The sequence below is a fragment of the Enterobacter cloacae complex sp. P38RS genome (assembly GCF_014930775.1).
Taxonomy (GTDB): Bacteria; Pseudomonadota; Gammaproteobacteria; order Enterobacterales; family Enterobacteriaceae; genus Enterobacter; species Enterobacter bugandensis.
In genome coordinates, this window is the sequence record NZ_JADBRS010000010.1 from 14,568 (window position 1) to 36,005 (window position 21,438).

Sequence of the window (21,438 nt, forward strand, 5' to 3'; positions counted from 1 at the left end):
TAAAATTATTCATTATTGAAATCATTGAGTTATGCGCTGATGGCTATTTTATGTGCGCTTACAATTTCCCGTAACTTCTCATCATTTCTGAATAAATGCGACAGATGAGCGGGATAATCTGCTGTTTTTAACAGCAGATTTCCCCACTTCTTTGCGATCTGCGTCGCATTTTAGAACATGATCTCAGGGCAAAAAATAGACGTTATTCGAGGATAACACGACCATGGAGAGACTGTACCGGCCGGTTATTATCGTGATGCATTGTGTGGGTGAATTTCTCGAGCTGCCCGGCGGAGACCGTCAGAGGATGCTTAAGCACGATCCAGGTGACGCCTTCTGAACACGGTGGCGTTGTCAGCGAGCCGCTAAAGCGCCAGTACGTTTTATCTTCCGGCAGCAGCTTATTCAGGTTGAGCTCCTGCTTGATGGAGACGTTCAGCTCAGCCTGCTGAGGCATAACGTCCCACAGTTTATCAAGTTCACGGTTCTCTGCCCCTTTGTCGAACATGACCGCGACCACCGCCAGTTCCCCCTTCGCATTTTTATGCACAAGGTGCATTTCCATCGCGTAATGCTTGCCGTGTACGGTGTTTTCGCTCGGCGCGTGGAAGTGGAACTGCTGTAATGCCCAGGTTTGCTTATCCAGCGTGATAGTGTCGCGAGTGTCGGCCTGCTCGCTTGCCTGAATGGTATGGCCATTATTTGTCAGCGTCACAGGGCCGTCAACGTAGTGCGTTTGCAGCGGGGAAAGATGGGCGTTAACGGTGGAATCGATGTCAATCGGGGACTGGTTCATCCCGCTTTGGCAGGTCTTGTAGGCCTCATCCAGTTCGCCCCAGTGCTCAGGTGAACTTTCTCCTTTGTAGCTCCAGTGTGATGCGCATGCTGAAGCCGAGATCATGCTCAGCGCTAACAGCGCTGCCTTGCTATAAACGTGTTTCATAATATTCTTCCCGTGAATTTTTATTATCCAAATCAAAATTTATCAATATGATTTGTAGGGTTATTTTACCGGAGGCAGGCCAGGTGCGGGAGGAATATTCGAGGAGAAAAGGCGTGGTCAGAGGACCACGCCAAATACTTATTTTTTACGACCGGTAATGCGGCACCACTCTTCTTTCTCGACGACCGGGTCGAGCGCAAAGAGATCGGCGTAGGCTTCGCAAACGCTCTCCGCCTGGCTTGCCAGGATGCCTGAAAGTCCCAGCAGACCGCCCTCAACCGGCAGCACGCTGATTAATGGCGCCAGTTCACGCAGTGGGCCCGCGAGAATGTTTGCGACCACCACATCGGCTTTCATGGCTTCTGGCTGCGCTTCCGGCAGGTAGAGCTCCAGACGATCGGAGACGCCGTTACGCTCGGCATTATCGCGGCTGGCCTGAATGGCCTGCGGATCGATATCGATCCCGATGGCTTTCGCCGCGCCCAGTTTCAGGGCGGCAATCGCGAGGATCCCGGAACCGCAGCCGAAGTCGATCACCGTCTTACCTTCCAGATCCAGACCATCCAGCCACTGCAGGCACAGAGACGTGGTTGGATGGGTGCCGGTGCCAAACGCCAGGCCTGGGTCAAGCATCACGTTCACCGCGTTTTCATCGGGAACCTCGCGCCAGCTTGGGCAGATCCACAGACGTTTGCCGAACTGCATCGGGTGGAAGTTGTCCATCCACTCGCGTTCCCAGTCTTTGTCTTCCAGCTGTTCGATTTTATGCGCGAAGCCTGCTCCCAGCAGCGGATGGTTTTCCAGAATCGCCACCACCTCTTTCATGTCGGTTTCGGCATCGAACAGGCCGATCACGTCGGTATCACCCCACAGGCGCGTTTCGCCCGGCAGCGGTTCAAAGACCGGCGTGTCGTGCGTGTCCTGAAAGGTGATGGAGACAGAGCCGGCTTCCATCAGCGCATCGCTTAGCTCTTCGGCGTTCGCGCCGGTTGTGTTCAGTTTTAGTTGGATCCACGGCATGGCAAAACTCTTTATTTATCAGTAGAAATCATAGCGGGTTGTGGGGCGGGCTGACCGAAACGGTTCCCCACCACAAACGCCAGTAAACTTAGCAGTAACGAAGGCACAATCGGATGGAAGCCCAGATACTGAATCTTAAATGTCGCAAGGATGGCATACAGCACACCGCCAACAATCATCGCGCTCAGCGCGCCTGCAGCGTTCGCGCGTTCCCAGTAAAGACCTAATACCAGCGGCCACAGGAAAACGGCTTCAAGCCCACCAAACGCAAGCAGGTTCAGCCAGATGATCATCTCCGGCGGACGCCATGCAGCTAACATCAGCAAAGCTCCTAACACCAGCGTAATGACGGCAGACATCCGCTTCAGGCGACGTTCATTTTCAACCTGCTCAGGGCGCAGGTTCAGATAGAGATCTTTAATGATCGTAGCGGAACTTTGCAGTAACTGGGCGTTAATGGTCGACATAATGGCGGCCATTGGCGCTGCGAGGAAAATGCCGGCGGCGAAGGGCGGCAGCACTTTAACCATCAGCGTCGGGATCACCAGATCCGGCACGGTAAGGTCGGGAATCACCGCGCGCCCTAATGCACCTGCCAGGTGCATACCAAACATCAGGACCGCGACTACAATCGTCCCGATGATGATGCCCTTGTGAACGGCTTTACTGTCTTTATAGGAGATACAGCGCACGGCGGTATGCGGCAGACCAATCACCCCGAAGCAGACTAACACCCAGAACGAGGTCATAAAGGTCGGCGAGAGGATATCATCCGCGCCCTGCGGTGAAATCAGTTTCGGGTCAATCGCTTCCAGGGTTTCCACCGCATGAGTGAGTCCACCCGCGGCATGAACAATCCCCACCAGCAGAACAATCGTGCCGATGAGCATGACCATTCCCTGCAGCGTATCGTTCAGCACGCTGGCGCGGAACCCGCCAAACGCGGTATAGAGCGCGATGCTTACCCCGAAGATAAGCAGGCCTGTCTCGTAAGGGATCCCGGCCGCCGTTTCCAGCAGGCGTGCCCCGCCGATAAACTGTACGGTCATCGCGCCAATAAAGGCTACCAGCAGGCTTAAGCTCGCCAGCCACACCAGTAAGCGGCTCTGGTAACGGGCAAACAGCATGTCGTTGAGCGTGACGGCATTATAGCGGCGCGCCAGAATGGCAAATTTCTTACCAAGAATACCGAGGGAGAGCCAGACGGCAGGCAGCTGGATCATCGCCAGCAGTACCCAGCCTAACCCGTACTTGTAGGCCGCACCGGGGCCGCCAATAAACGAGCTGGCGCTGATATAGGTCGCGGTCAGCGTCATTGCCAGCACAACGCCGCCCATCGAACGGCTGCCGAGGAAATACTCGTTCAGAAAAGCACCGGTCGTTCTTTTGCGCATGGCGTAAATGGATAAACCAAACACGACCAGCAGGTATGCGACAAGCGGCAGAATGACTTCAAGCTGCATCATCGTCCTCCAGCGGAATATCGCGATAGATGAATTTCACCATTGCCCAGCACAGCAGGATAAACACCAGCGGTACCAGCAGGCAGGCCATTTCGAACCAGTGCGGCAGGCCGGTGATGCCAATAGCGGAGTCAGGTAAGTAAGCAGTTACTAACCATGCAGCAAGATAGAGAAGGGTCAGCCACAGCGCCCAGCGCGCTTCTTTATGGGCCTGAACAAAACGTTTGTCCATTTTTTGTCCCTTGTGGATGCAGAAAGCGGGGATTGTACATGATGGGGCTTTGCGATCCCCAGAAATAAAAAAAGGCCGGATAATCCGGCCTTTTAGCAACACAGCTCTCTTACTTCTCGTTCAGGCCGAGTTTTTTCTCCAGGTAGTGGATATTCGTTCCACCATTCTGGAAGTGCTCGTCGCTCATGATACGCATCTGCAGATCAACGTTGGTTTTAATACCGTCGATGATCAGCTCCTGCAGGGCGTTCTTCATGCGGGCAATGGCCACGTCACGGTTTTCGCCGTAGCAGATGAGCTTGCCGATCATTGAGTCATAGTACGGCGGTACGGTGTAGCCGGCGTAGATATGAGACTCCCAGCGCACGCCAAAACCACCCGGCGCGTGGAAACGCGTGATTTTACCCGGGCTTGGCAGGAAGGTGTTCGGGTCTTCGGCGTTGATACGGCACTCTACCGCATGGCCTTTCACCACAACTTCTTCCTGCTTGATGGACAGAGGCTGACCGGCTGCGATACGCAGCTGCTCTTTGATCAGGTCAACGCCGGTGATCATTTCGGTAACCGGGTGTTCAACCTGAATACGGGTGTTCATCTCAATGAAGTAGAACTCGCCGTTTTCGAACAGGAACTCAAAGGTACCCGCCCCGCGATAGCCGATATCAACGCACGCTTTGGCGCAACGCTCGCCGATGTAGCGACGCAGTTCCGGGGTAATGCCCGGCGCTGGCGCTTCTTCGACCACTTTCTGGTGACGACGCTGCATGGAGCAGTCACGTTCTGCCAGATAGATCGCGTTACCCTGACCGTCAGCCAGCACCTGAATTTCGATGTGGCGTGGGTTTTCCAGGTATTTTTCCATGTACACCATGTCATTGCTGAAAGCCGCTTTCGCTTCCGCTTTGGTCATGGAGATGGACTGCGCCAGTTCAGCATCGCTGCGCACAACGCGCATACCGCGACCGCCGCCGCCGCCGGACGCCTTGATGATAACCGGGTAGCCAATGCGTTTAGCATGAGCACGGTTAGCATCCATGTCGTCGGTCAGAGGGCCGTCAGAGCCTGGCACGGTTGGAACACCGGCTTTTTTCATTGCGGTGATTGCAGACACTTTGTCGCCCATCAGGCGAATGGTGTCGGCTTTCGGACCGATGAAGATAAAGCCTGAGCGTTCAACCTGCTCAGCAAAGTTGGCGTTCTCAGAGAGGAAGCCGTAACCCGGATGAATTGCCACCGCGCCGGTGATTTCAGCGGCGCTGATGATAGCCGGGATGTTCAGATAGCTTTTTACGGACGGAGCCGGGCCAATACAGACCGTCTCATCCGCCAGCAATACGTGTTTTAAATCGCGATCCGCGCTTGAGTGCACGGCCACGGTCTTGATGCCCAGTTCTTTACAGGCACGAAGAATACGCAGTGCAATCTCGCCACGGTTGGCGATAACAATTTTATCCAGCATGTTCGCCTCGTTACTCGATGACGACCAGCGGCTCGTCAAATTCAACCGGCTGACCACTTTCGACCAGAATCGCTTTCACAGTACCTGACTTGTCAGCTTCGATCTGGTTCATCATTTTCATCGCTTCAACGATGCACAGGGTATCGCCTACGTTGACTTTCTGACCCACTTCGATGAACGCCTTCGCGTCCGGGCTCGGGGTGCGGTAGAAAGTACCAACCATTGGGGAACGTACGATGTGACCACTGATTTCTGCTGCAGCGGCAGGTGCGGCTTCAGCTGCTGGTGCAACGGCTGCGGAAAGCGCAGGCTGCTGCACTGGCGCAGCGTAAGCTTGCTGCATTACCGGGAAGCTAGCGGCTGGGGCTGCACGGCTGATGCGTACAGACTCTTCGCCTTCAGAAATTTCCAGTTCGGAGATGCCTGATTCTTCAACCAGCTCGATCAGTTTTTTAATCTTACGAATATCCATGAGTGGGTTCCGTACTCTTGTTTAGTGTGATTGTGACAAGCGTTTTACCGCTGTCTGTAAAGCGTATGAATAGCCGTCTGCGCCCAGTCCGCAGATAACGCCAGCAGCGATATCCGACAGATACGAATGGTGGCGGAACGGCTCTCGGGCGTGCACGTTACTCAGGTGGATCTCGATAAACGGGATACTCACCGCGAGCAGTGCGTCGCGGATAGCAACACTGGTGTGCGTAAACGCGGCCGGATTGATCAGGATATAGTCCACAGTGTCTTTAGCCTGATGAATACGGTCGATGATTGCGTACTCCGCGTTTGACTGAAAATGATCCAAATCCACATTCAGCGAGGCTGCTTCCGTGCTCAGACGGTTAACAATTTCGCTCAATGTCAGCGTGCCGTACTTCTCTGGCTCACGGGTGCCGAGCATGTTCAGGTTCGGTCCGTTTAAAACTAAGATGTGGAACTTATCAGTCATTATGCCGCTATCTCCTGCGATTGTCGGGTAAAAAACAAAATATACCGTCGAAGCGCAAATGTCACCTTTTCAGAGGCCCAAAACCGCTGTCAGGCGAACCAAGGTCGCACATTATAACGATTTCGTAGCATTTGGCAGCTAAATACTGGTCTTATCAGGGAAGATTATCAACCGCAATCCAAAAAAGATTTGCGGTTGAGAGGTAATCTGCGGGAAAACGCACAGTTTCGCGAACTATCGCAACCACTGGCGGAACTTCTTGTAACGCCATGCTAAAAGCGCCACGGCTGCCAGCGCGTAAAGGACCGGCTGCGGAGAGAGGATCTTCACCGACCACAGATAATGAATGGGGGCGAGGATCGCGACAAGATAGACGAAGTTGTGCAGCAACTGCCAGCGACGGCCCAGCTTTCGCTGCGCATATTGCGTGGATGTCAGCGCTAACGCCAGCAGGATCAGCCAGCTAACAATGCCCAGCATCAGGTAAGGGCGTGTTACCAGCTCGCGGCCAAGCAGTGTCAGATTGTTAATTCCCAGTTCCAGCAGGGCGTAACTGGTGAGGTGCAGGGTCGCCCAGGCAAAACACCATAGCCCCAAAAGTCGACGGGTGCGTATCAATAATGGCTGTTTAGCGTAGCGCGCCAGCGGCGAGACGAGCAAGGTGGCCAGCAAAAATTTCAGAGCCATCCGACCGGTAAAATGCTGGATATCCTTTGCCGGATCGGCGCTAAAGAGGCCCTGGCTGGCCGCCCAGAACAGCCAGATAAAAGGAAGTATCCCGGCTAAATGCAGCAGCACTTTCAGCCAGGTAATCTGCTTTGCCGTTAAACGCACTCAGAAGTTCTCCCGTAAATTGAGGCCACGGTAAAGGGACGCCACTTCATCCGCATACCCGTTAAACAGCAGCGTGGGCTGGCGCTTCACGTCCAGCGCGCCGCCGGAGCCAATAAAGCGTTCCGTCGCCTGCGACCAGCGGGGATGATCCACATGCGGGTTCACGTTGGCGAAGAAGCCGTATTCACCCGGCGCCGCCAGGTTCCATGTCGTCGGCGGACGTTCGCGGGTCAGCTTAATGCTGACGATCGATTTAATCCCTTTGAAACCGTATTTCCACGGCACGGTTAAACGGATGGGGGCACCGTTCTGCGGCGGAAGCGCCTTGCCGTAAACGCCGACGGTCAGGAGGGTAAGGGGATGCATGGCTTCGTCAAGACGTAACCCTTCAACGTAGGGATACTCCAGCCCGCCGCCGATGAACCGGTCTTTCTGGCCCGGCATCTCGTCCGGGGCGTAGCGCGTCTGGAAGGCGACGTATTTTGCGTTGCTGGTGGGTTCAACCATCGCCAGTAGCTTATGCAGCGGGAAGCCTACCCAGGGCACCACCATCGACCAGGCCTCTACGCAGCGCATGCGATAGATACGCTCTTCAAGCGGGAAGCGGGTGGTCAGATCGTGATGATCCAGCGTCAGAGGTTTTGCCACTTCACCGTCGATTTTCAGCGTCCACGGATCGGTTTTCATGCTGCCGGCATTGGCGGCAGGATCGGCTTTATCCAGACCAAATTCGTAGAAGTTGTTGTAGCCGGTGACTTTATCTTCCGGCGTGAGCGCCAGCGTGTTTTGCCATTCTGCGGGTTTGGTAAAGGTAAGCGGGGCACCGGAAGGCGCCTTAGGGCGATCGTTGCCTTTAAACCAGTCGAGCAGGTCGGCGTGTGCCGCTGGAGAGAGCGTCAGTGCCGTGGCGCTGATGCCAAGCATTTTCAGGATCTGGCGGCGCTGTAACATAAAGACAGACTCAGACGTTACGTCGGCTTCCGTCAGTTTTCGGTTTTTCATGGCATCCTCCGTCATGCGTTTTTCTAAGCATGACGGAGGAGAAGCGTTAGCGCGAATATGTCACGAAAATTTGAAGATTAGGCGATTTTCACCAGCGCGCGGCCGTGGAACTGGTTATCCATGATCTTACTGGCATATTCAGGTGCCTGGCTGAGCGTAATTTCGGTAGCGCTCTGGGTATAGAACGATTCCGGCAAATCGCGCACCAGACGCTCCCATGCCTCTGCACGGCGAGCCGCAGGCGTCATCACGGAATCCACGCCCTGCAGGCGGACGTTACGCAGAATAAATGGCATGACGGTCGTTGGCAGGGCAAATCCGCCCGCCAGGCCGCAGGCTGCCACGCAGCCGCCGTAGTTCATCTGCGCCAGGACTTTTGCAAGCACCTTGTCACCGACGGTATCCACCGCACCTGCCCAGACCTGTTTTTCCAGCGGGCGGGTCTCGGCAAACTCATCGCGGCCAAGAATGCGGCTGGCGCCGAGCTGGCGCAGATAATCATGCGTGCTTTCACGGCCGGAAACCGCCGCAACCTGATAACCCAGCTTGTGCAGCAGCGTGACCGCCGTGCTGCCCACGCCACCGCTGGCCCCGGTCACAACAATTTCACCCGACTCGGGGCGAACACCCGCCTCTTCCAGCGCCATCACGCACAGCATGGCGGTAAAGCCTGCGGTACCAACGATCATCGCTTTGCGACCATCTATGCCTTTCGGCATAGGCACCAGCCAGTCGCCCTTCACGCGCGCCTGCGTTGCCAGCCCGCCCCAGTGATTTTCGCCCACGCCCCAGCCGGTGAGCAGCACCTGCTGGCCCGCATGAAAACGGGGATCTTCGCTGCTATGAACCCGGCCAGCAAAATCAATACCCGGCACCATAGGGAAATTTCGGATGATTTTACCCTTGCCGGTGATCGCCAGCGCATCTTTATAATTTAAACTGGACCAGTCGATGTCGACGGTGACGTCGCCTTCCGGCAGGCGAGTCTCTTCTACGGCCTGTACTGAGGCAAGCGTTTTGCCGTCCTGCTGTTCTAAGATTAAAGCCTGCATACGGGGTCCTCACGGCTCAGATGATTGGAAAAGAGTTCCTGAAGACTATACTCGCTCAGGGTAAAGCAATGCCGATTTAACGCAATAAATTGCCAGATACGCCAGGTTTGGTAGTATGCCGCATTTGAAATGCAAGTTAGCGCTTACTCGCTACCCCATCAACCCACGGAGTAATCTCAAGGATGCGATTAACGACGAAGTTCTCGGCTTTTATCACCCTGCTGACGGGGCTTACCATCTTTGTCACGCTTCTTGGTTGCTCTCTGAGCTTTTATAACGCCATTCAGGACAAACTGGTCAACCGGGTGCAGTCCGTTGCGTCGGTCATTGATACGCGTCTGTTGACCACTCCACTTCCTGAGCTATCCCGGGAGCTGGATGAGTTGATGGTGCCGGTTGATATTATTCAGGTCGACATCCAGCAGGGAAAGCATCCGGTTTTAAGCCATGAACGACAGGACAGCTATCGACCTGCGGGCGTGGTGAGTCAGTATCGGGAAGTAACGGTACACTCCCTCAAAAATCCGGGGATGACCATACACATGGTCTACCTCGATCCGATGGCCAGCTATTTCCGTTCTATGATGACCACCGCGCCGCTCACTGTTGCCGTCGCCTTCATTATTTTGCTGATTTTTCTCGCGGTCCGCTGGCTGCGCCGCCAGCTTTCAGGCCAGGAACTGCTGGAGATCCGCTCCGTGCGTATCCTGAACGGTGAACGCGGCCCGCAGGTTCGCGGCTCGGTCCATGAATGGCCCTCACGCGCCAGCAGCGCGCTGGATACGCTGCTCTCAGAGATCCAGTTTGCCAGCGACCAGCGCAGCCGAATGGATACGCTGATCCGCTCTTATGCCGCGCAGGATAATAAAACCGGCCTGAACAACCGCCTTTTCTTTGACAATCAACTCGCCACGCTGCTCGACGACCCGGAAAAAGTGGGCACGCACGGGGTGGTGATGATGATTCGCCTGCCCGATTTCGATCTGCTGCGCGACACATGGGGGCAGCGGGCGGCGGAAGAAAATCTCTTTACGCTGATCAACCTGCTCTCCACCTTTATTATGCGCTATCCGGGGGCGCTGCTGGCCCGCTACCACCGCAGTGACTTTGCCGTATTGCTGCCGCATCGCACGCTGAAGGAATCAGAAAGCATTGCCAGCCAGCTACTTAAGGCCGTCGACGCGCTGCCGCAGAGCAAAATGCTCGACAGAGACGATATGGTCCATATGGGGATTTGCGCCTGGCGCGGCGGACAGTCGACAGAGCAGGTGATGGAGCATGCGGAAGCGGCCACCCGCAACGCGGTATTGCAAGGGGCGAACGGATGGGCGGTCTATGATGATTCGCTGCCTGAAAAGGGGCGTGGAAACGTGCGCTGGCGTACTTTGATTGAGCAAATGCTGAGTCGCGGCGGGCCGCGTATTTATCAAAAACCGGCGGTCATGAAGAACGGTTTTGTCCACCACCGGGAATTGATGTGCCGTATTTTCGACGGGACGGAAGAGGTTATTTCTGCGGAATATCTGCCGATGGTTCTGCAATTTGGGCTCTCCGAAGAGTATGACCGCCAGCAAATTACACGCTTGATTCCATTTTTATCATTCTGGCCTGAAGAGAATCTGGCGTTACAGGTTACCGTTGAGTCATTAATACGCCCGCGTTTTCAGCGCTGGCTGCGTGATACATTAATGCAATGCGAAAAATCGCAACGCAAACGCATTATTTTTGAACTTGCTGAGGCGGATGTGGGTCAACACATCAGCCGGTTGCGTCCGGTGGTCCGTTTGATCAACGCGCTCGGTGCCCGTGTCGCGGTAACGCAGGCGGGTTTAACGCTGGTCAGTACCAGTTGGATCAAGGAGCTGGATGTGGAGCTATTAAAGCTACATCCGGGGCTGGTAAGGAATATTGAGAAGCGCACGGAAAACCAGCTGCTGGTTCAGAGTCTGGTTGAAGCGTGTAAGGGAACGCGAACACAGGTATTTGCCGCAGGCGTGCGCTCCAGAGGCGAATGGCAGATGTTAACAGAGCGCGGAGTGACGGGCGGTCAGGGCGATTTTTTTGCCGCCTCTCAGCCGCTTGACACCAACGTGAAAAAATATTTGCAAAGATACTCTGTTTGACCTGCCGTTTACGTTGTTTTCACGTAGAATATCGCGCCTGTAGCTTTGAGTATGTCGAGCAAAAAGCCAGTGAACGACCTTTAATGGGTTACAAATATCAGTGAGGAACACGACTGTTTACTCAGCCCTGAGGGAGTCAGGGGATGAATTTGTAACAACAGGAAACGTACTGCACAAATTTTCACCGTTGCAGATGATTTTTGCGCCTTGTCGCTGCTGCGTGTGGTTGGTAAAGTAAGCGGATTTTGTTTTCCGCCCCAGCTTTCAGGATTATCCCTTAGTATGTTGAAAAAATTTCGTGGCATGTTTTCCAATGACCTGTCCATTGACCTGGGTACCGCGAATACCCTTATTTATGTAAAAGGACAAGGCATCGTATTGAATGAGCCTTCTGTTGTGGCCATTCGTCAGGATCGTGCAGGCTCGCCGAAAAGCGTGGCCGCAGTGGGTCATGACGCGAAGCAGATGCTGGGTCGTACCCCTGGCAACATCGCCGCTATTCGCCCAATGAAAGACGGCGTTATCGCTGATTTCTTCGTGACTGAAAAAATGCTTCAGCACTTCATCAAGCAGGTTCACAGCAACAGCTTCATGCGCCCAAGCCCGCGTGTTCTGGTGTGTGTGCCGGTTGGCGCAACCCAGGTAGAACGTCGCGCAATCCGTGAATCTGCCCAGGGTGCAGGCGCACGTGAAGTGTTCCTGATTGAAGAGCCAATGGCTGCGGCAATCGGTGCGGGTCTGCCTGTTTCTGAAGCCACCGGTTCTATGGTGGTGGATATCGGTGGTGGTACCACTGAAGTGGCCGTTATCTCACTGAACGGCGTGGTGTACTCCTCCTCCGTACGTATCGGTGGTGACCGCTTCGATGAAGCCATCATCAATTACGTGCGCCGTAACTACGGCTCTCTGATCGGTGAAGCCACCGCAGAGCGTATCAAACACGAAATCGGTTCTGCGTATCCGGGCGATGAAGTGCGTGAGATCGAAGTGCGTGGCCGTAACCTGGCGGAAGGTGTTCCACGCGGCTTTACCCTGAACTCCAACGAAATTCTGGAAGCACTGCAGGAACCACTGACGGGCATCGTGAGCGCGGTAATGGTTGCGCTGGAACAGTGCCCACCAGAGCTGGCGTCCGACATCTCCGAGCGCGGTATGGTTCTGACCGGTGGTGGTGCGCTGCTGCGTAACCTCGACCGCCTGTTGATGGAAGAGACAGGTATTCCTGTCGTAGTTGCAGAAGATCCACTGACTTGCGTCGCCCGCGGTGGTGGCAAGGCGCTGGAAATGATCGACATGCACGGCGGCGACTTGTTCAGCGAAGAGTAGTCATGGTGAAAGGGTAGCGAATCGCTACCCTTTCTCTCTGACACGAGAATACGCATAGCCTATGAAGCCAATTTTTAGCCGTGGCCCATCGCTACAGTTTCGCCTCATTCTGGCGGTTCTGGTTGCGCTTGGCGTCATTATTGCCGATAGCCGCCTCGGTACGTTCAGCCAGATCCGAACGTACATGGATACCGCCGTCAGTCCTTTCTACTTTATATCAAATGGTCCCCGTGAACTGCTCGACTCCGTTTCTCAAACGCTGTCTTCACGAGACCAGCTCGAACTTGAAAACCGGGCATTACGCCAGGAACTGCTGCTGAAAAACAGCGAACTGCTGATGCTGGGGCAATACAAGCAGGAAAACGCGCGTCTGCGTGAACTGCTCGGCTCGCCGCTGCGTCAGGACGAGCAGAAGATGGTTACCCAGGTGATCTCCACCGTGAACGACCCTTACAGCGATCAGGTTGTGATCGACAAAGGGAGCGTGAACGGGGTGTATGAAGGTCAGCCCGTCATCAGTGATAAGGGCGTAGTAGGCCAGGTCGTTGCTGTCGCCAAACTGACCAGCCGTGTGCTGCTGATTTGCGACGCCACCCACGCGCTGCCGATCCAGGTCCTGCGTAACGATATCCGCGTGATTGCGGCCGGTAACGGCTGCACGGACGATCTGCAGCTGGAACATCTGCCTGCTAACACGGACATCCGTGTCGGCGACGTGCTGGTGACGTCCGGTCTCGGTGGACGCTTCCCTGAAGGTTACCCGGTTGCGGTGGTCTCTTCGGTTAAGCTGGATACGCAGCGTGCATACACCGTGATTCAGGCCCGTCCAACCGCCGGTTTACAGCGTCTGCGCTACCTGCTGCTGCTCTGGGGTGCCGATCGTAACGGTGCTAACCCGATGACGCCTGAAGAGGTGCATCGCGTGGCGAACGAACGCCTGATGCAGATGATGCCGCAGGTTCTTCCGCCAGCGGACTCTATGGGGCCGCCTGCGCCCGTGCCTGCGCCGGCAACCGGGTTAACGCAGCCGCAGCCTGATGCGCCGCCACCGCCTAAACTCTCTTCGGGAGGGCAGTAGTGGCAAGCTATCGTAGCCAGGGACGCTGGGTCATCTGGCTCTCGTTCCTCATTGCACTGTTGCTGCAGATTATGCCCTGGCCGGATAACATTCTCGTTTTCCGGCCAAACTGGGTCTTGCTCATTTTACTTTACTGGATCCTTGCCCTGCCGCATCGCGTAAATGTCGGCACGGGTTTTGTGATGGGTGCCATACTGGATCTCATTAGTGGCTCTACGCTGGGCGTGCGCGCCCTGTCCATGAGCATTATTGCGTACCTCGTCGCACTGAAATTCCAGCTCTTCCGTAACCTCGCGCTCTGGCAACAGGCCCTGGTCGTGATGCTGTTGTCGCTTGCTGCGGATATCGTTGTTTTCTGGGCAGAGTTTTTAGTGATCAACGTCTCTTTCCGACCGGAAGTGTTCTGGAGTAGTGTAGTAAACGGTGTGCTCTGGCCGTGGCTATTCCTGCTGATGCGTAAGGTTCGCCAGCAGTTTGCTGTGCAATAAAAGGTTTCTATGACGTCTCTGTATCTTGCTTCCGGCTCCCCGCGCCGTCAGGAACTCCTGACGCAGTTAGGGGTCTCTTTTGAACGCATCGTGACCGGCATTGAAGAAAAACGTGCTGAGGGCGAAAGTGCTCAGCAGTACGTGTCTCGCCTGGCACGCGAGAAAGCGCAGGCGGGCGTGGCCTGTGTGCCGCGCGATCTGCCCGTGCTGGGAGCAGATACCATCGTTATCCTTAACGGTGAAGTCCTCGAGAAACCGCATGACGCTGGCCATGCGGCGCGCATGCTGCGCAAGATGTCCGGGCAAACGCACCAGGTGATGACGGCCGTCGCGCTGGCGGACAGCCAGCACGTGCTGGATTGCCTGGTGGTTACGGATGTCACGTTCAGAGTGATTACCGACGACGAGATCGCCGCTTATATTGCCAGCGGTGAACCGATGGATAAAGCAGGTGCATACGGTATTCAAGGGTTGGGTGGCTGTTTTGTCAGGAAGATTAATGGCAGCTATCACGCCGTAGTCGGCTTACCGCTGGTGGAAACGTATGAGTTGCTGAGCAATTTTAACTCACTGCGTGAGGGAAGGGATAATTATGACGGCTGAATTGTTGGTAAACGTAACGCCATCGGAAACCCGTGTGGCCTATATTGACGGTGGCATTCTTCAGGAAATTCATATTGAGCGTGAAGCGCGGCGCGGAATAGTAGGCAATATCTACAAAGGTCGTGTCAGTCGTGTACTGCCGGGTATGCAGGCGGCTTTTGTAGATATTGGACTGGATAAGGCGGCATTTTTACATGCCTCCGACATCATGCCGCACACCGAGTGCGTCGCGGGCGAAGAGCAAAAGCAGTTTGCCGTGCGCGACATTTCCGAGCTGGTGCGTCAGGGCCAGGACTTAATGGTGCAGGTGGTGAAAGATCCCCTTGGCACCAAAGGTGCCCGTCTGACCACCGACATTACCTTACCTTCCCGCTATCTGGTCTTTATGCCCGGCGCATCGCACGTGGGCGTTTCGCAGCGTATTGAGAGCGAAAGCGAGCGCGAGCGGCTGAAGAAAGTGGTCAGCGCCTACTGCGATGAACAGGGCGGGTTTATTATCCGTACCGCTGCAGAAGGGATCAGCGAAGAAGACCTGGCGTCGGATGCGGCTTACCTGAAGCGCGTCTGGACCAAAGTGATGGAGCGTAAAAAACGCAACCAGACTCGCTACCAGCTGTACGGTGAGCTGGCGCTTGCGCAGCGCGTGCTGCGTGATTTTGCCGACGCGCAACTCGACCGCATCCGCGTGGATTCTCGCCTGACGTATGAAGCGCTGCTGGAGTTTACCGCTGAATACATCCCGGAAATGCCGGGCCTGCTGGAGCATTACACCGGGCGTCAGCCGATCTTCGATCTCTATGATGTCGAAAACGAGATCCAGCGAGCCCTGGAGCGTAAGGTTGAACTGAAGTCCGGCGGCTATCTGATCATCGATCAGACCGAAGCGATGACCACCGTCGATATCAACACCGGCGCGTTTGTCGGTCATCGCAATCTGGACGACACCATCTTCAACACCAACATCGAAGCCACGCAGGCGATTGCGCGTCAGCTTCGTCTGCGCAACCTCGGCGGCATTATCATCATCGACTTTATCGATATGAGTAATGAAGACCATCGTCGTCGTGTGCTGCACTCGCTGGAGCAGGCGCTGAGTAAAGATCGCGTGAAGACCAGCATCAATGGCTTCTCGCAGCTCGGCCTGGTGGAAATGACCCGGAAACGGACCCGCGAAAGCGTGGAACATGTCCTGTGTAATGAGTGTCCAACCTGCCATGGACGCGGAACGGTAAAGACGGTGGAGACGGTCTGCTACGAGATCATGCGTGAAATTGTCCGTGTCCATCATGCCTACGACTCCGATCGTTTTCTGGTCTATGCTTCCCCTGCGGTGGCTGAAGCCCTGAAAGGCGAAGAGTCGCACGCGCTGGCGGAAGTGGAAATCTTTGTCGGCAAACAGGTAAAAGTACAAATTGAACCGCTCTATAACCAGGAGCAGTTTGACGTCGTAATGATGTAAAACGCAGTACGCTGCGTGACGAAAGCTGACAAGGAGAGATGCGTGAGGCGATTGCCGGGGATTTTAGTGCTTACAGGGGCAACGCTGGTCGTGATTGTCGCGTTGCTCGTGAGCGGGCTACGCCTCGTTTTACCGCATCTGGACAGCTGGCGTCCGCAGCTGCTGGCGAAAATCGAATCCACCACCGGCGTACCGGTCGACGTAAGCCAGGTTAGCGCCAGCTGGCAGAATTTTGGCCCGACGCTGGATGTCCGTGACATCAACGCCAGCCTGAAAGATGGCGGTCATCTCAAAATCAAACGCGTAACCCTGGCGCTGGACGTCTGGCAAAGCCTGCTGCATCTGCGCTGGCAGTTTCGCGATCTCACCTTTTATCAACTCCAGTTTCTGACCAATACGCCGCTGACTGGCGGTGATAACAATCAGGGCCTGGAAGCCAACCGCTTCAGCGATCTCTTCCTCCGCCAGTTCGATCATTTCGATCTGCGCGACAGCGAAGTGAGCTTTATTACCCTTTCTGGCCAGCGCGCCGAACTGGCGATCCCGCAGCTGACCTGGCTTAACGGCAAGGATCGACACCGCGCCGAAGGGCAGGTCAATCTTTCCAGCCTGAACGGCCAGCACGGCGTCATGCAGGTGCGTATGGACTTGCGTGACGATGACGGCCTGTTAAACAACGGCAAAGTCTGGCTGCAGGCCGACGATGTGGATGTAAAGCCCTGGCTCGGCGACTGGCTGCAGCAAAACATGCAGCTGGAAACCGCCCGTTTCAGCCTTGAGGGCTGGATGACCCTGACGAAAGGGAAATTTGCCAGCGGCGATATCTGGCTGAAGCAAGGGGGCGCGAGCTGGAAGGGTGAAAGACAGCAGCATCAGCTTTCCGTCGATAACCTCACCGCGCACGTGACGCAGGAAAAAGAGGGCTGGCAGTTCGCCATCCCGGATACGCGCATCACGATGGACGGCAAGCCGTGGCCGCGCGGTGCGTTGACGCTGGCCTGGATGCCGGAGCAGGACGTGGGCGGCGCGGCGAGTAAACGCAGCGATGAGCTGCGCATCCGCGCCAGTAACCTGGATCTGGCGGCCATTGAAGGCCTGCGCTCCATGGCGGCAAAGCTCTCTTCGGACCTGGGCGAGATCTGGCTGGCAACGCAGCCGAGCGGAAAAATTGATTCTCTGGCGCTGGATATCCCGCTTCAGGCGACGGAAAAAACCCGTTTCCAGGCAACGTGGAAAGATCTTGCCTGGAAGCAGTGGAAGATGCTGCCGGGCGCGGAGCATTTCAGCGGCAAGCTGGAAGGCAGCGTGGAGAACGGCAGGCTCACGGCCGATATGCACAACGCTAAAATGCCGTACGAGACGGTCTTCCGCGCGCCACTGGAAATTGAACAGGGCAGCGCGGTGCTTAACTGGCTCCGTAACGATAAGGGCTTCCAGCTTGATGGTCGCCATATCGACGTCAAAGCCAAAGCGGTACACGCGCGGGGTGACTTCCGCTATTTACAGCCGCAGGGCGACGAACCGTGGCTGGGCATTCTGGCCGGGATCAGTACCGATGACGGTTCTCAGGCCTGGCGATATTTCCCTGAAAATCTGATGGGTAAAGCGCTGGTCGACTATCTGAGCGGCGCAATTCAGGGCGGTCAGGCGGAAAACGCCACGCTGGTCTACGGCGGTAACCCGCATCTTTTCCCGTACAAACATAATGAGGGGCAGTTCCAGGTGCTGGTGCCGCTGCACGACGCCACCTTCGCGTTCCAGCCGGGCTGGCCCGCGCTGAAAAACCTGGATATCGAGCTTAACTTCCTCAACGACGGATTATGGATGAAGGCGGACAGCGTTGCGCTGGGAGGCGTAACGGCCAGCAACCTGACGGCCAACATCCCAGACTACTCAAAAGAGAAGCTGCTGATTGATGCCGACATCAACGGCCCGGGGAAAGCGGTGGGGCCGTACTTTGAGGAGACGCCACTCAAAGAGTCGCTGGCGGCGACCCTTCAGCAGCTCCAGCTCGATGGCGATGTGAATGCTCGCTTACATCTTGATATCCCGCTGGACGGTGAAATGACCACCGCCAAAGGTGACGTCCGTCTGAAGAACAACAGCCTGTACATTAAACCGCTTGATAGCACCCTGAAAGACCTCAGCGGACAGTTCAGCTTTGTGAACGGTAATTTGAAAAGCGAACCGCTGACCGCCAGCTGGTTTAATCAGCCGGTGAATATCGACTTCTCAACAGCCGAGGGGCAAAAGGCTTATCAGGTGGCCGTTAATCTGGACGGCAACTGGCAGCCGTCGCGTATGGACGTCCTGCCGAAGCCGATTGAGGCGTCAGTAGCGGGCGCGGTCGCCTGGCAGGGCAAAGTGGCAATCGACCTGCCTTATCACGCGGGTGCACACTATAAGGTCGACATTACGGGTGACCTGAAGAATCTTCAAAGCCAGCTGCCTGCGCCGCTGGATAAACAGGCCGGACAGCCGCTGCCGGTGAAGCTTAACGTGGATGGCAATCTGGACAGCTTCGCGCTGACCGGAAGTGCGGGCGGAACGAACCACTTTAACAGCCGCTGGCTGCTTAACCGCAAGCTTACCCTCGACAGAGCCATCTGGACGACGGACAGCAAAACCACGCCGCCGTTGCCTGAGCATGCGGGCGTTGAGCTGAATCTCCCGCCGATGGACGGCGCGGAGTGGCTGGCGCTCTTCCAGAAAGGCGTTGGGCAAAACGTTGATGAGGCCGCCCAGTTCCCGCAGACCATTACCGTACGCACGCCGTCGCTGATGCTGGGCGGACAGCAGTGGAACAATCTGAGCATTGTCTCCCAGCCAACCGCTAACGGCTCAAAAGTGGAGGCGCAGGGCCGGGAGATCAACGGCACGCTGACCATGCGCAATAACGCGCCGTGGCAGGCAGCGATCCGCTATCTCTACTACAACCCGGCTGCCGCGAATAAAGATAAACCGGCGAATACATCGCCGCTGAGTAATACTACCCGCGTCGATTTTAGCGGCTGGCCCGATCTGCAGCTGCGCTGCGCGGAGTGCTGGCTGTGGGGGCAAAAATATGGCCGTATCGACGGTGATTTTGCCATCCAGGGGAATACGCTCAAGCTCTCCGGCGGATTGATCGACACCGGCTTTGGCCGCATGACGGCGGGTGGAGAGTGGGTGAATAACCCGGGCGAGCAGCGCACGTCCCTGAAGGGCGACATTAAAGGCAACAAGCTGGATGCGGCAGCCAACTTCTTTGGCATCAGCACGCCGCTGCGCGGCTCCTCGTTTAACGTTAATTACGATCTTCACTGGCGTGCCGCGCCGTGGACACCGGACGAAGCGTCATTGAACGGTATTCTGAAAACACACTTTGGCAAAGGTGAAATCGCCGATGTGAGCACGGGGCGCGCCGGGCAGATCCTGCGCCTCCTCAGCTTTGATGCGCTGCTGCGCAAGCTGCGCTTCGATTTCAGCGACACCTTCAGCGAAGGTTTCTATTACGATTCCATCCGCAGTACGGCGTGGATCAAGGACGGCGTTCTGCACACGGACGACACGCTGGTGGATGGGCTGGAAGCGGACATCGCCATGAAAGGCTCGGTCAACCTCGTGCGTCGCGAGCTGGATATGGAAGCCGTGGTGGCGCCGGAAATTTCCGCCAGCGTGGGCGTGGCGGCGGCCTTTGTGGTTAACCCGATTGTCGGTGCGGCGGTGTTTGCCGCCAGTAAAGTGCTGGGGCCGCTGTGGAGCAAGGTCTCCATTCTGCGCTACCGCATTACCGGTCCGGTGGATAAACCGCAGATTAACGAGGTGCTGCGCCAGCCGCGCAAAGATGCACAGCAATGATTTGACGTGGGCTGGTAATTGCCTCACTCTCAATAAATACGATCTTTATACCGCCACGGGCGGCAACGAACGAGTAGCAATACGATGAGTCTGAACCTGGTAAGTGAACATTTGCTCGCAGCGAACGGCCTGAGCCATCAGGACCTGTTCTCCATTCTTGGTCAACTGACCGAACGCCGTCTCGACTACGGCGATCTCTATTTCCAGTCGAGCTATCACGAATCCTGGGTTTTAGAAGACAGCATCATCAAAGATGGCTCATATAACATTGACCAGGGCGTCGGCGTGCGCGCCATCAGCGGCGAAAAAACCGGTTTTGCCTATGCCGACCAGATTAGCCTGGCCGCGCTTGAGCAGAGCGCTCAGGCCGCGCGTACCATTGTGCGCGATGCCGGCGACGGTCGCGTGAAAACCCTGGGTGAAGTGCAGCACTCCGCGCTTTATACCAGCATCGACCCGCTGCAGAGCATGAGCCGTGAAGAGAAGCTGGACATCCTGCGCCGCGTGGACAAAGTGGCGCGCGCCGCCGACAAACGTGTTCAGGAAGTCTCCGCCAGCCTGAGCGGTGTGTATGAACTGATTCTGGTGGCGGCAACGGACGGTACGCTGGCGGCCGATGTGCGTCCGCTGGTGCGTCTCTCCATCAGCGTGCAGGTCGATGACAACGGCAAACGCGAGCGCGGCTCAAGCGGCGGCGGCGGTCGTTTCGGCTATGACTGGTTCCTGGGTGATGTTGACGGCGAAGCGCGCGCTGACGCGTGGGCTAAAGAAGCCGTGCGCATGGCGCTGGTGAATCTTAATGCTGTTGCGGCGCCGGCCGGGACATTCCCGGTGGTGCTGGGCGCAGGCTGGCCGGGCGTGCTGCTGCACGAAGCGGTGGGCCACGGTCTGGAAGGCGATTTTAACCGTCGCGGGACGTCCGTGTTCAGCGGCCAGATCGGACAGCTCGTCTCCTCTGAACTTTGCACCGTAGTGGATGATGGCACCATGCTTGACCGCCGCGGCTCGATTTCTATCGACGATGAAGGTACGCCAGGCCAGTACAACGTGCTGATCGAAAACGGCGTGCTGAAAGGCTACATGCAGGACAAACTCAACGCGCGCCTGATGGGCGTAGCGCCAACGGGTAACGGCCGCCGTGAATCTTACGCGCACCTGCCGATGCCGCGCATGACCAACACCTATATGCTGCCGGGCAAATCCACGCCGCAGGAGATTATCGAATCCGTGGATTACGGTATCTTTGCGCCAAACTTTGGCGGCGGCCAGGTGGATATCACCTCCGGTAAGTTTGTCTTCTCTACCTCAGAAGCGTATCTGATCGAGAAGGGCAAAGTGACCAAAGCGGTGAAGGGCGCAACCCTGATTGGCTCCGGCATTGAAGCCATGCAGCAGATCTCCATGGTCGGTAACGATCTGAAGCTGGATAACGGCGTGGGCGTCTGCGGTAAAGAAGGCCAGAGCCTGCCGGTTGGCGTGGGTCAGCCAACGCTGAAAGTGGATAATCTGACGGTGGGCGGCACGGCCTGACCTGAGCAAACATAAAAAATGGCGCTACAGATGTAGCGCC

Annotated in this window: 18 protein-coding genes; 8 read left to right on the forward strand and 10 right to left on the reverse strand. The window is 56.2% G+C overall.

Annotation, left to right across the window (positions count from 1 at the left end):
* Positions 1-202 precede the first annotated feature (202 nt).
* The 10 genes from IM303_RS14225 to IM303_RS14270 form a co-directional block, all read right to left on the reverse strand.
* Complete coding sequence (locus tag IM303_RS14225; protein ID WP_048999228.1) at positions 203-943, reverse strand: carbonic anhydrase; 741 nt, start codon at positions 941-943, stop codon at positions 203-205.
* Between the two features lie 138 nt (positions 944-1,081).
* Positions 1,082-1,963, reverse strand: a complete 882-nt coding sequence (prmA, locus tag IM303_RS14230) for a 50S ribosomal protein L11 methyltransferase (protein ID WP_028014613.1) — start codon at positions 1,961-1,963, stop codon at positions 1,082-1,084.
* Between the two features lie 11 nt (positions 1,964-1,974).
* Positions 1,975-3,426, reverse strand: coding sequence for a sodium/pantothenate symporter (gene panF, locus IM303_RS14235; protein WP_028014612.1), 1,452 nt, complete (start codon positions 3,424-3,426; stop codon positions 1,975-1,977).
* Positions 3,416-3,658: a YhdT family protein gene (locus tag IM303_RS14240; protein WP_006178860.1), complete on the reverse strand. Its 243-nt coding sequence runs from the start codon at positions 3,656-3,658 to the stop codon at positions 3,416-3,418. The genes panF and IM303_RS14240 overlap by 11 nt, the downstream gene beginning before the upstream one ends.
* 109 nt (positions 3,659-3,767) lie before the next feature.
* Positions 3,768-5,117, reverse strand: coding sequence for an acetyl-CoA carboxylase biotin carboxylase subunit (gene accC, locus IM303_RS14245; RefSeq protein WP_003860388.1), 1,350 nt, complete (start codon positions 5,115-5,117; stop codon positions 3,768-3,770).
* Positions 5,118-5,127: 10 nt separating this feature from the next.
* A complete protein-coding gene (gene accB / locus IM303_RS14250; protein WP_010436174.1) occupies positions 5,128-5,589 on the reverse strand; it encodes an acetyl-CoA carboxylase biotin carboxyl carrier protein in 462 nt (153 codons plus the stop codon).
* A gap of 21 nt (positions 5,590-5,610) precedes the next feature.
* Positions 5,611-6,063, reverse strand: a complete 453-nt coding sequence (aroQ, locus tag IM303_RS14255) for a type II 3-dehydroquinate dehydratase (protein ID WP_028014610.1) — start codon at positions 6,061-6,063, stop codon at positions 5,611-5,613.
* A 234-nt stretch (positions 6,064-6,297) separates the two neighbouring features.
* On the reverse strand, positions 6,298-6,897 hold the full coding sequence (msrQ, locus tag IM303_RS14260; RefSeq protein ID WP_028014609.1) for a protein-methionine-sulfoxide reductase heme-binding subunit MsrQ: 600 nt from the start codon (positions 6,895-6,897) through the stop codon (positions 6,298-6,300).
* Entirely contained in the window at positions 6,898-7,899 is a 1,002-nt protein-coding gene (gene msrP / locus IM303_RS14265; protein WP_028014608.1) for a protein-methionine-sulfoxide reductase catalytic subunit MsrP, read from the reverse strand.
* Between the two features lie 77 nt (positions 7,900-7,976).
* Positions 7,977-8,951 carry an MDR family oxidoreductase gene (locus tag IM303_RS14270; RefSeq protein ID WP_041907830.1) on the reverse strand — a complete coding sequence of 325 codons (975 nt, stop codon included), beginning with the start codon at positions 8,949-8,951 and terminating at the stop codon, positions 7,977-7,979.
* Between the two features lie 182 nt (positions 8,952-9,133).
* Between IM303_RS14270 and csrD the strand changes: the two genes are divergently transcribed.
* From csrD to tldD, 8 genes are all read left to right on the forward strand, one after another.
* Positions 9,134-11,074: an RNase E specificity factor CsrD gene (gene csrD / locus IM303_RS14275; RefSeq protein ID WP_041907831.1), complete on the forward strand. Its 1,941-nt coding sequence runs from the start codon at positions 9,134-9,136 to the stop codon at positions 11,072-11,074.
* 282 nt (positions 11,075-11,356) lie between these two features.
* Complete coding sequence (gene mreB / locus IM303_RS14280; RefSeq protein ID WP_000913396.1) at positions 11,357-12,400, forward strand: rod shape-determining protein MreB; 1,044 nt, start codon at positions 11,357-11,359, stop codon at positions 12,398-12,400.
* A gap of 61 nt (positions 12,401-12,461) precedes the next feature.
* On the forward strand, positions 12,462-13,478 hold the full coding sequence (gene mreC / locus IM303_RS14285) for a rod shape-determining protein MreC (RefSeq protein ID WP_028014605.1): 1,017 nt from the start codon (positions 12,462-12,464) through the stop codon (positions 13,476-13,478).
* Positions 13,478-13,966 carry a rod shape-determining protein MreD gene (mreD, locus tag IM303_RS14290; RefSeq protein WP_008502849.1) on the forward strand — a complete coding sequence of 163 codons (489 nt, stop codon included), beginning with the start codon at positions 13,478-13,480 and terminating at the stop codon, positions 13,964-13,966. Before mreC ends, mreD begins: the two co-directional genes overlap by 1 nt.
* A 9-nt stretch (positions 13,967-13,975) precedes the next feature.
* Positions 13,976-14,569 carry a nucleoside triphosphate pyrophosphatase gene (locus IM303_RS14295; protein WP_041907832.1) on the forward strand — a complete coding sequence of 198 codons (594 nt, stop codon included), beginning with the start codon at positions 13,976-13,978 and terminating at the stop codon, positions 14,567-14,569.
* Complete coding sequence (gene rng / locus IM303_RS14300; protein ID WP_008502847.1) at positions 14,559-16,028, forward strand: ribonuclease G; 1,470 nt, start codon at positions 14,559-14,561, stop codon at positions 16,026-16,028. Before IM303_RS14295 ends, rng begins: the two co-directional genes overlap by 11 nt.
* A 42-nt stretch (positions 16,029-16,070) precedes the next feature.
* The gene (yhdP, locus tag IM303_RS14305; RefSeq protein ID WP_193360039.1) at positions 16,071-19,868 is read left to right on the forward strand and encodes an AsmA2 domain-containing protein YhdP; all 3,798 of its coding nucleotides are present in this window, start codon (positions 16,071-16,073) and stop codon (positions 19,866-19,868) included.
* A gap of 84 nt (positions 19,869-19,952) precedes the next feature.
* Complete coding sequence (gene tldD, locus IM303_RS14310; protein WP_028014602.1) at positions 19,953-21,398, forward strand: metalloprotease TldD; 1,446 nt, start codon at positions 19,953-19,955, stop codon at positions 21,396-21,398.
* Positions 21,399-21,438 lie beyond the last annotated feature (40 nt).

Coding starts and splice junctions, on each gene's coding strand:
- IM303_RS14225 (WP_048999228.1), bottom strand. CDS start 943: ATGAAACACGTTTATAGCAAGGCAGCGCTGTTAGCGCTGAGCATGATC.
- prmA (WP_028014613.1), bottom strand. CDS start 1,963: ATGCCGTGGATCCAACTAAAACTGAACACAACCGGCGCGAACGCCGAA.
- panF (WP_028014612.1), bottom strand. CDS start 3,426: ATGCAGCTTGAAGTCATTCTGCCGCTTGTCGCATACCTGCTGGTCGTG.
- IM303_RS14240 (WP_006178860.1), bottom strand. CDS start 3,658: ATGGACAAACGTTTTGTTCAGGCCCATAAAGAAGCGCGCTGGGCGCTG.
- accC (WP_003860388.1), bottom strand. CDS start 5,117: ATGCTGGATAAAATTGTTATCGCCAACCGTGGCGAGATTGCACTGCGT.
- accB (WP_010436174.1), bottom strand. CDS start 5,589: ATGGATATTCGTAAGATTAAAAAACTGATCGAGCTGGTTGAAGAATCA.
- aroQ (WP_028014610.1), bottom strand. CDS start 6,063: ATGACTGATAAGTTCCACATCTTAGTTTTAAACGGACCGAACCTGAAC.
- msrP (WP_028014608.1), bottom strand. CDS start 7,899: ATGAAAAACCGAAAACTGACGGAAGCCGACGTAACGTCTGAGTCTGTC.
- IM303_RS14270 (WP_041907830.1), bottom strand. CDS start 8,951: ATGCAGGCTTTAATCTTAGAACAGCAGGACGGCAAAACGCTTGCCTCA.
- csrD (WP_041907831.1), top strand. CDS start 9,134: ATGCGATTAACGACGAAGTTCTCGGCTTTTATCACCCTGCTGACGGGG.
- mreB (WP_000913396.1), top strand. CDS start 11,357: ATGTTGAAAAAATTTCGTGGCATGTTTTCCAATGACCTGTCCATTGAC.
- mreC (WP_028014605.1), top strand. CDS start 12,462: ATGAAGCCAATTTTTAGCCGTGGCCCATCGCTACAGTTTCGCCTCATT.
- IM303_RS14295 (WP_041907832.1), top strand. CDS start 13,976: ATGACGTCTCTGTATCTTGCTTCCGGCTCCCCGCGCCGTCAGGAACTC.
- rng (WP_008502847.1), top strand. CDS start 14,559: ATGACGGCTGAATTGTTGGTAAACGTAACGCCATCGGAAACCCGTGTG.
- tldD (WP_028014602.1), top strand. CDS start 19,953: ATGAGTCTGAACCTGGTAAGTGAACATTTGCTCGCAGCGAACGGCCTG.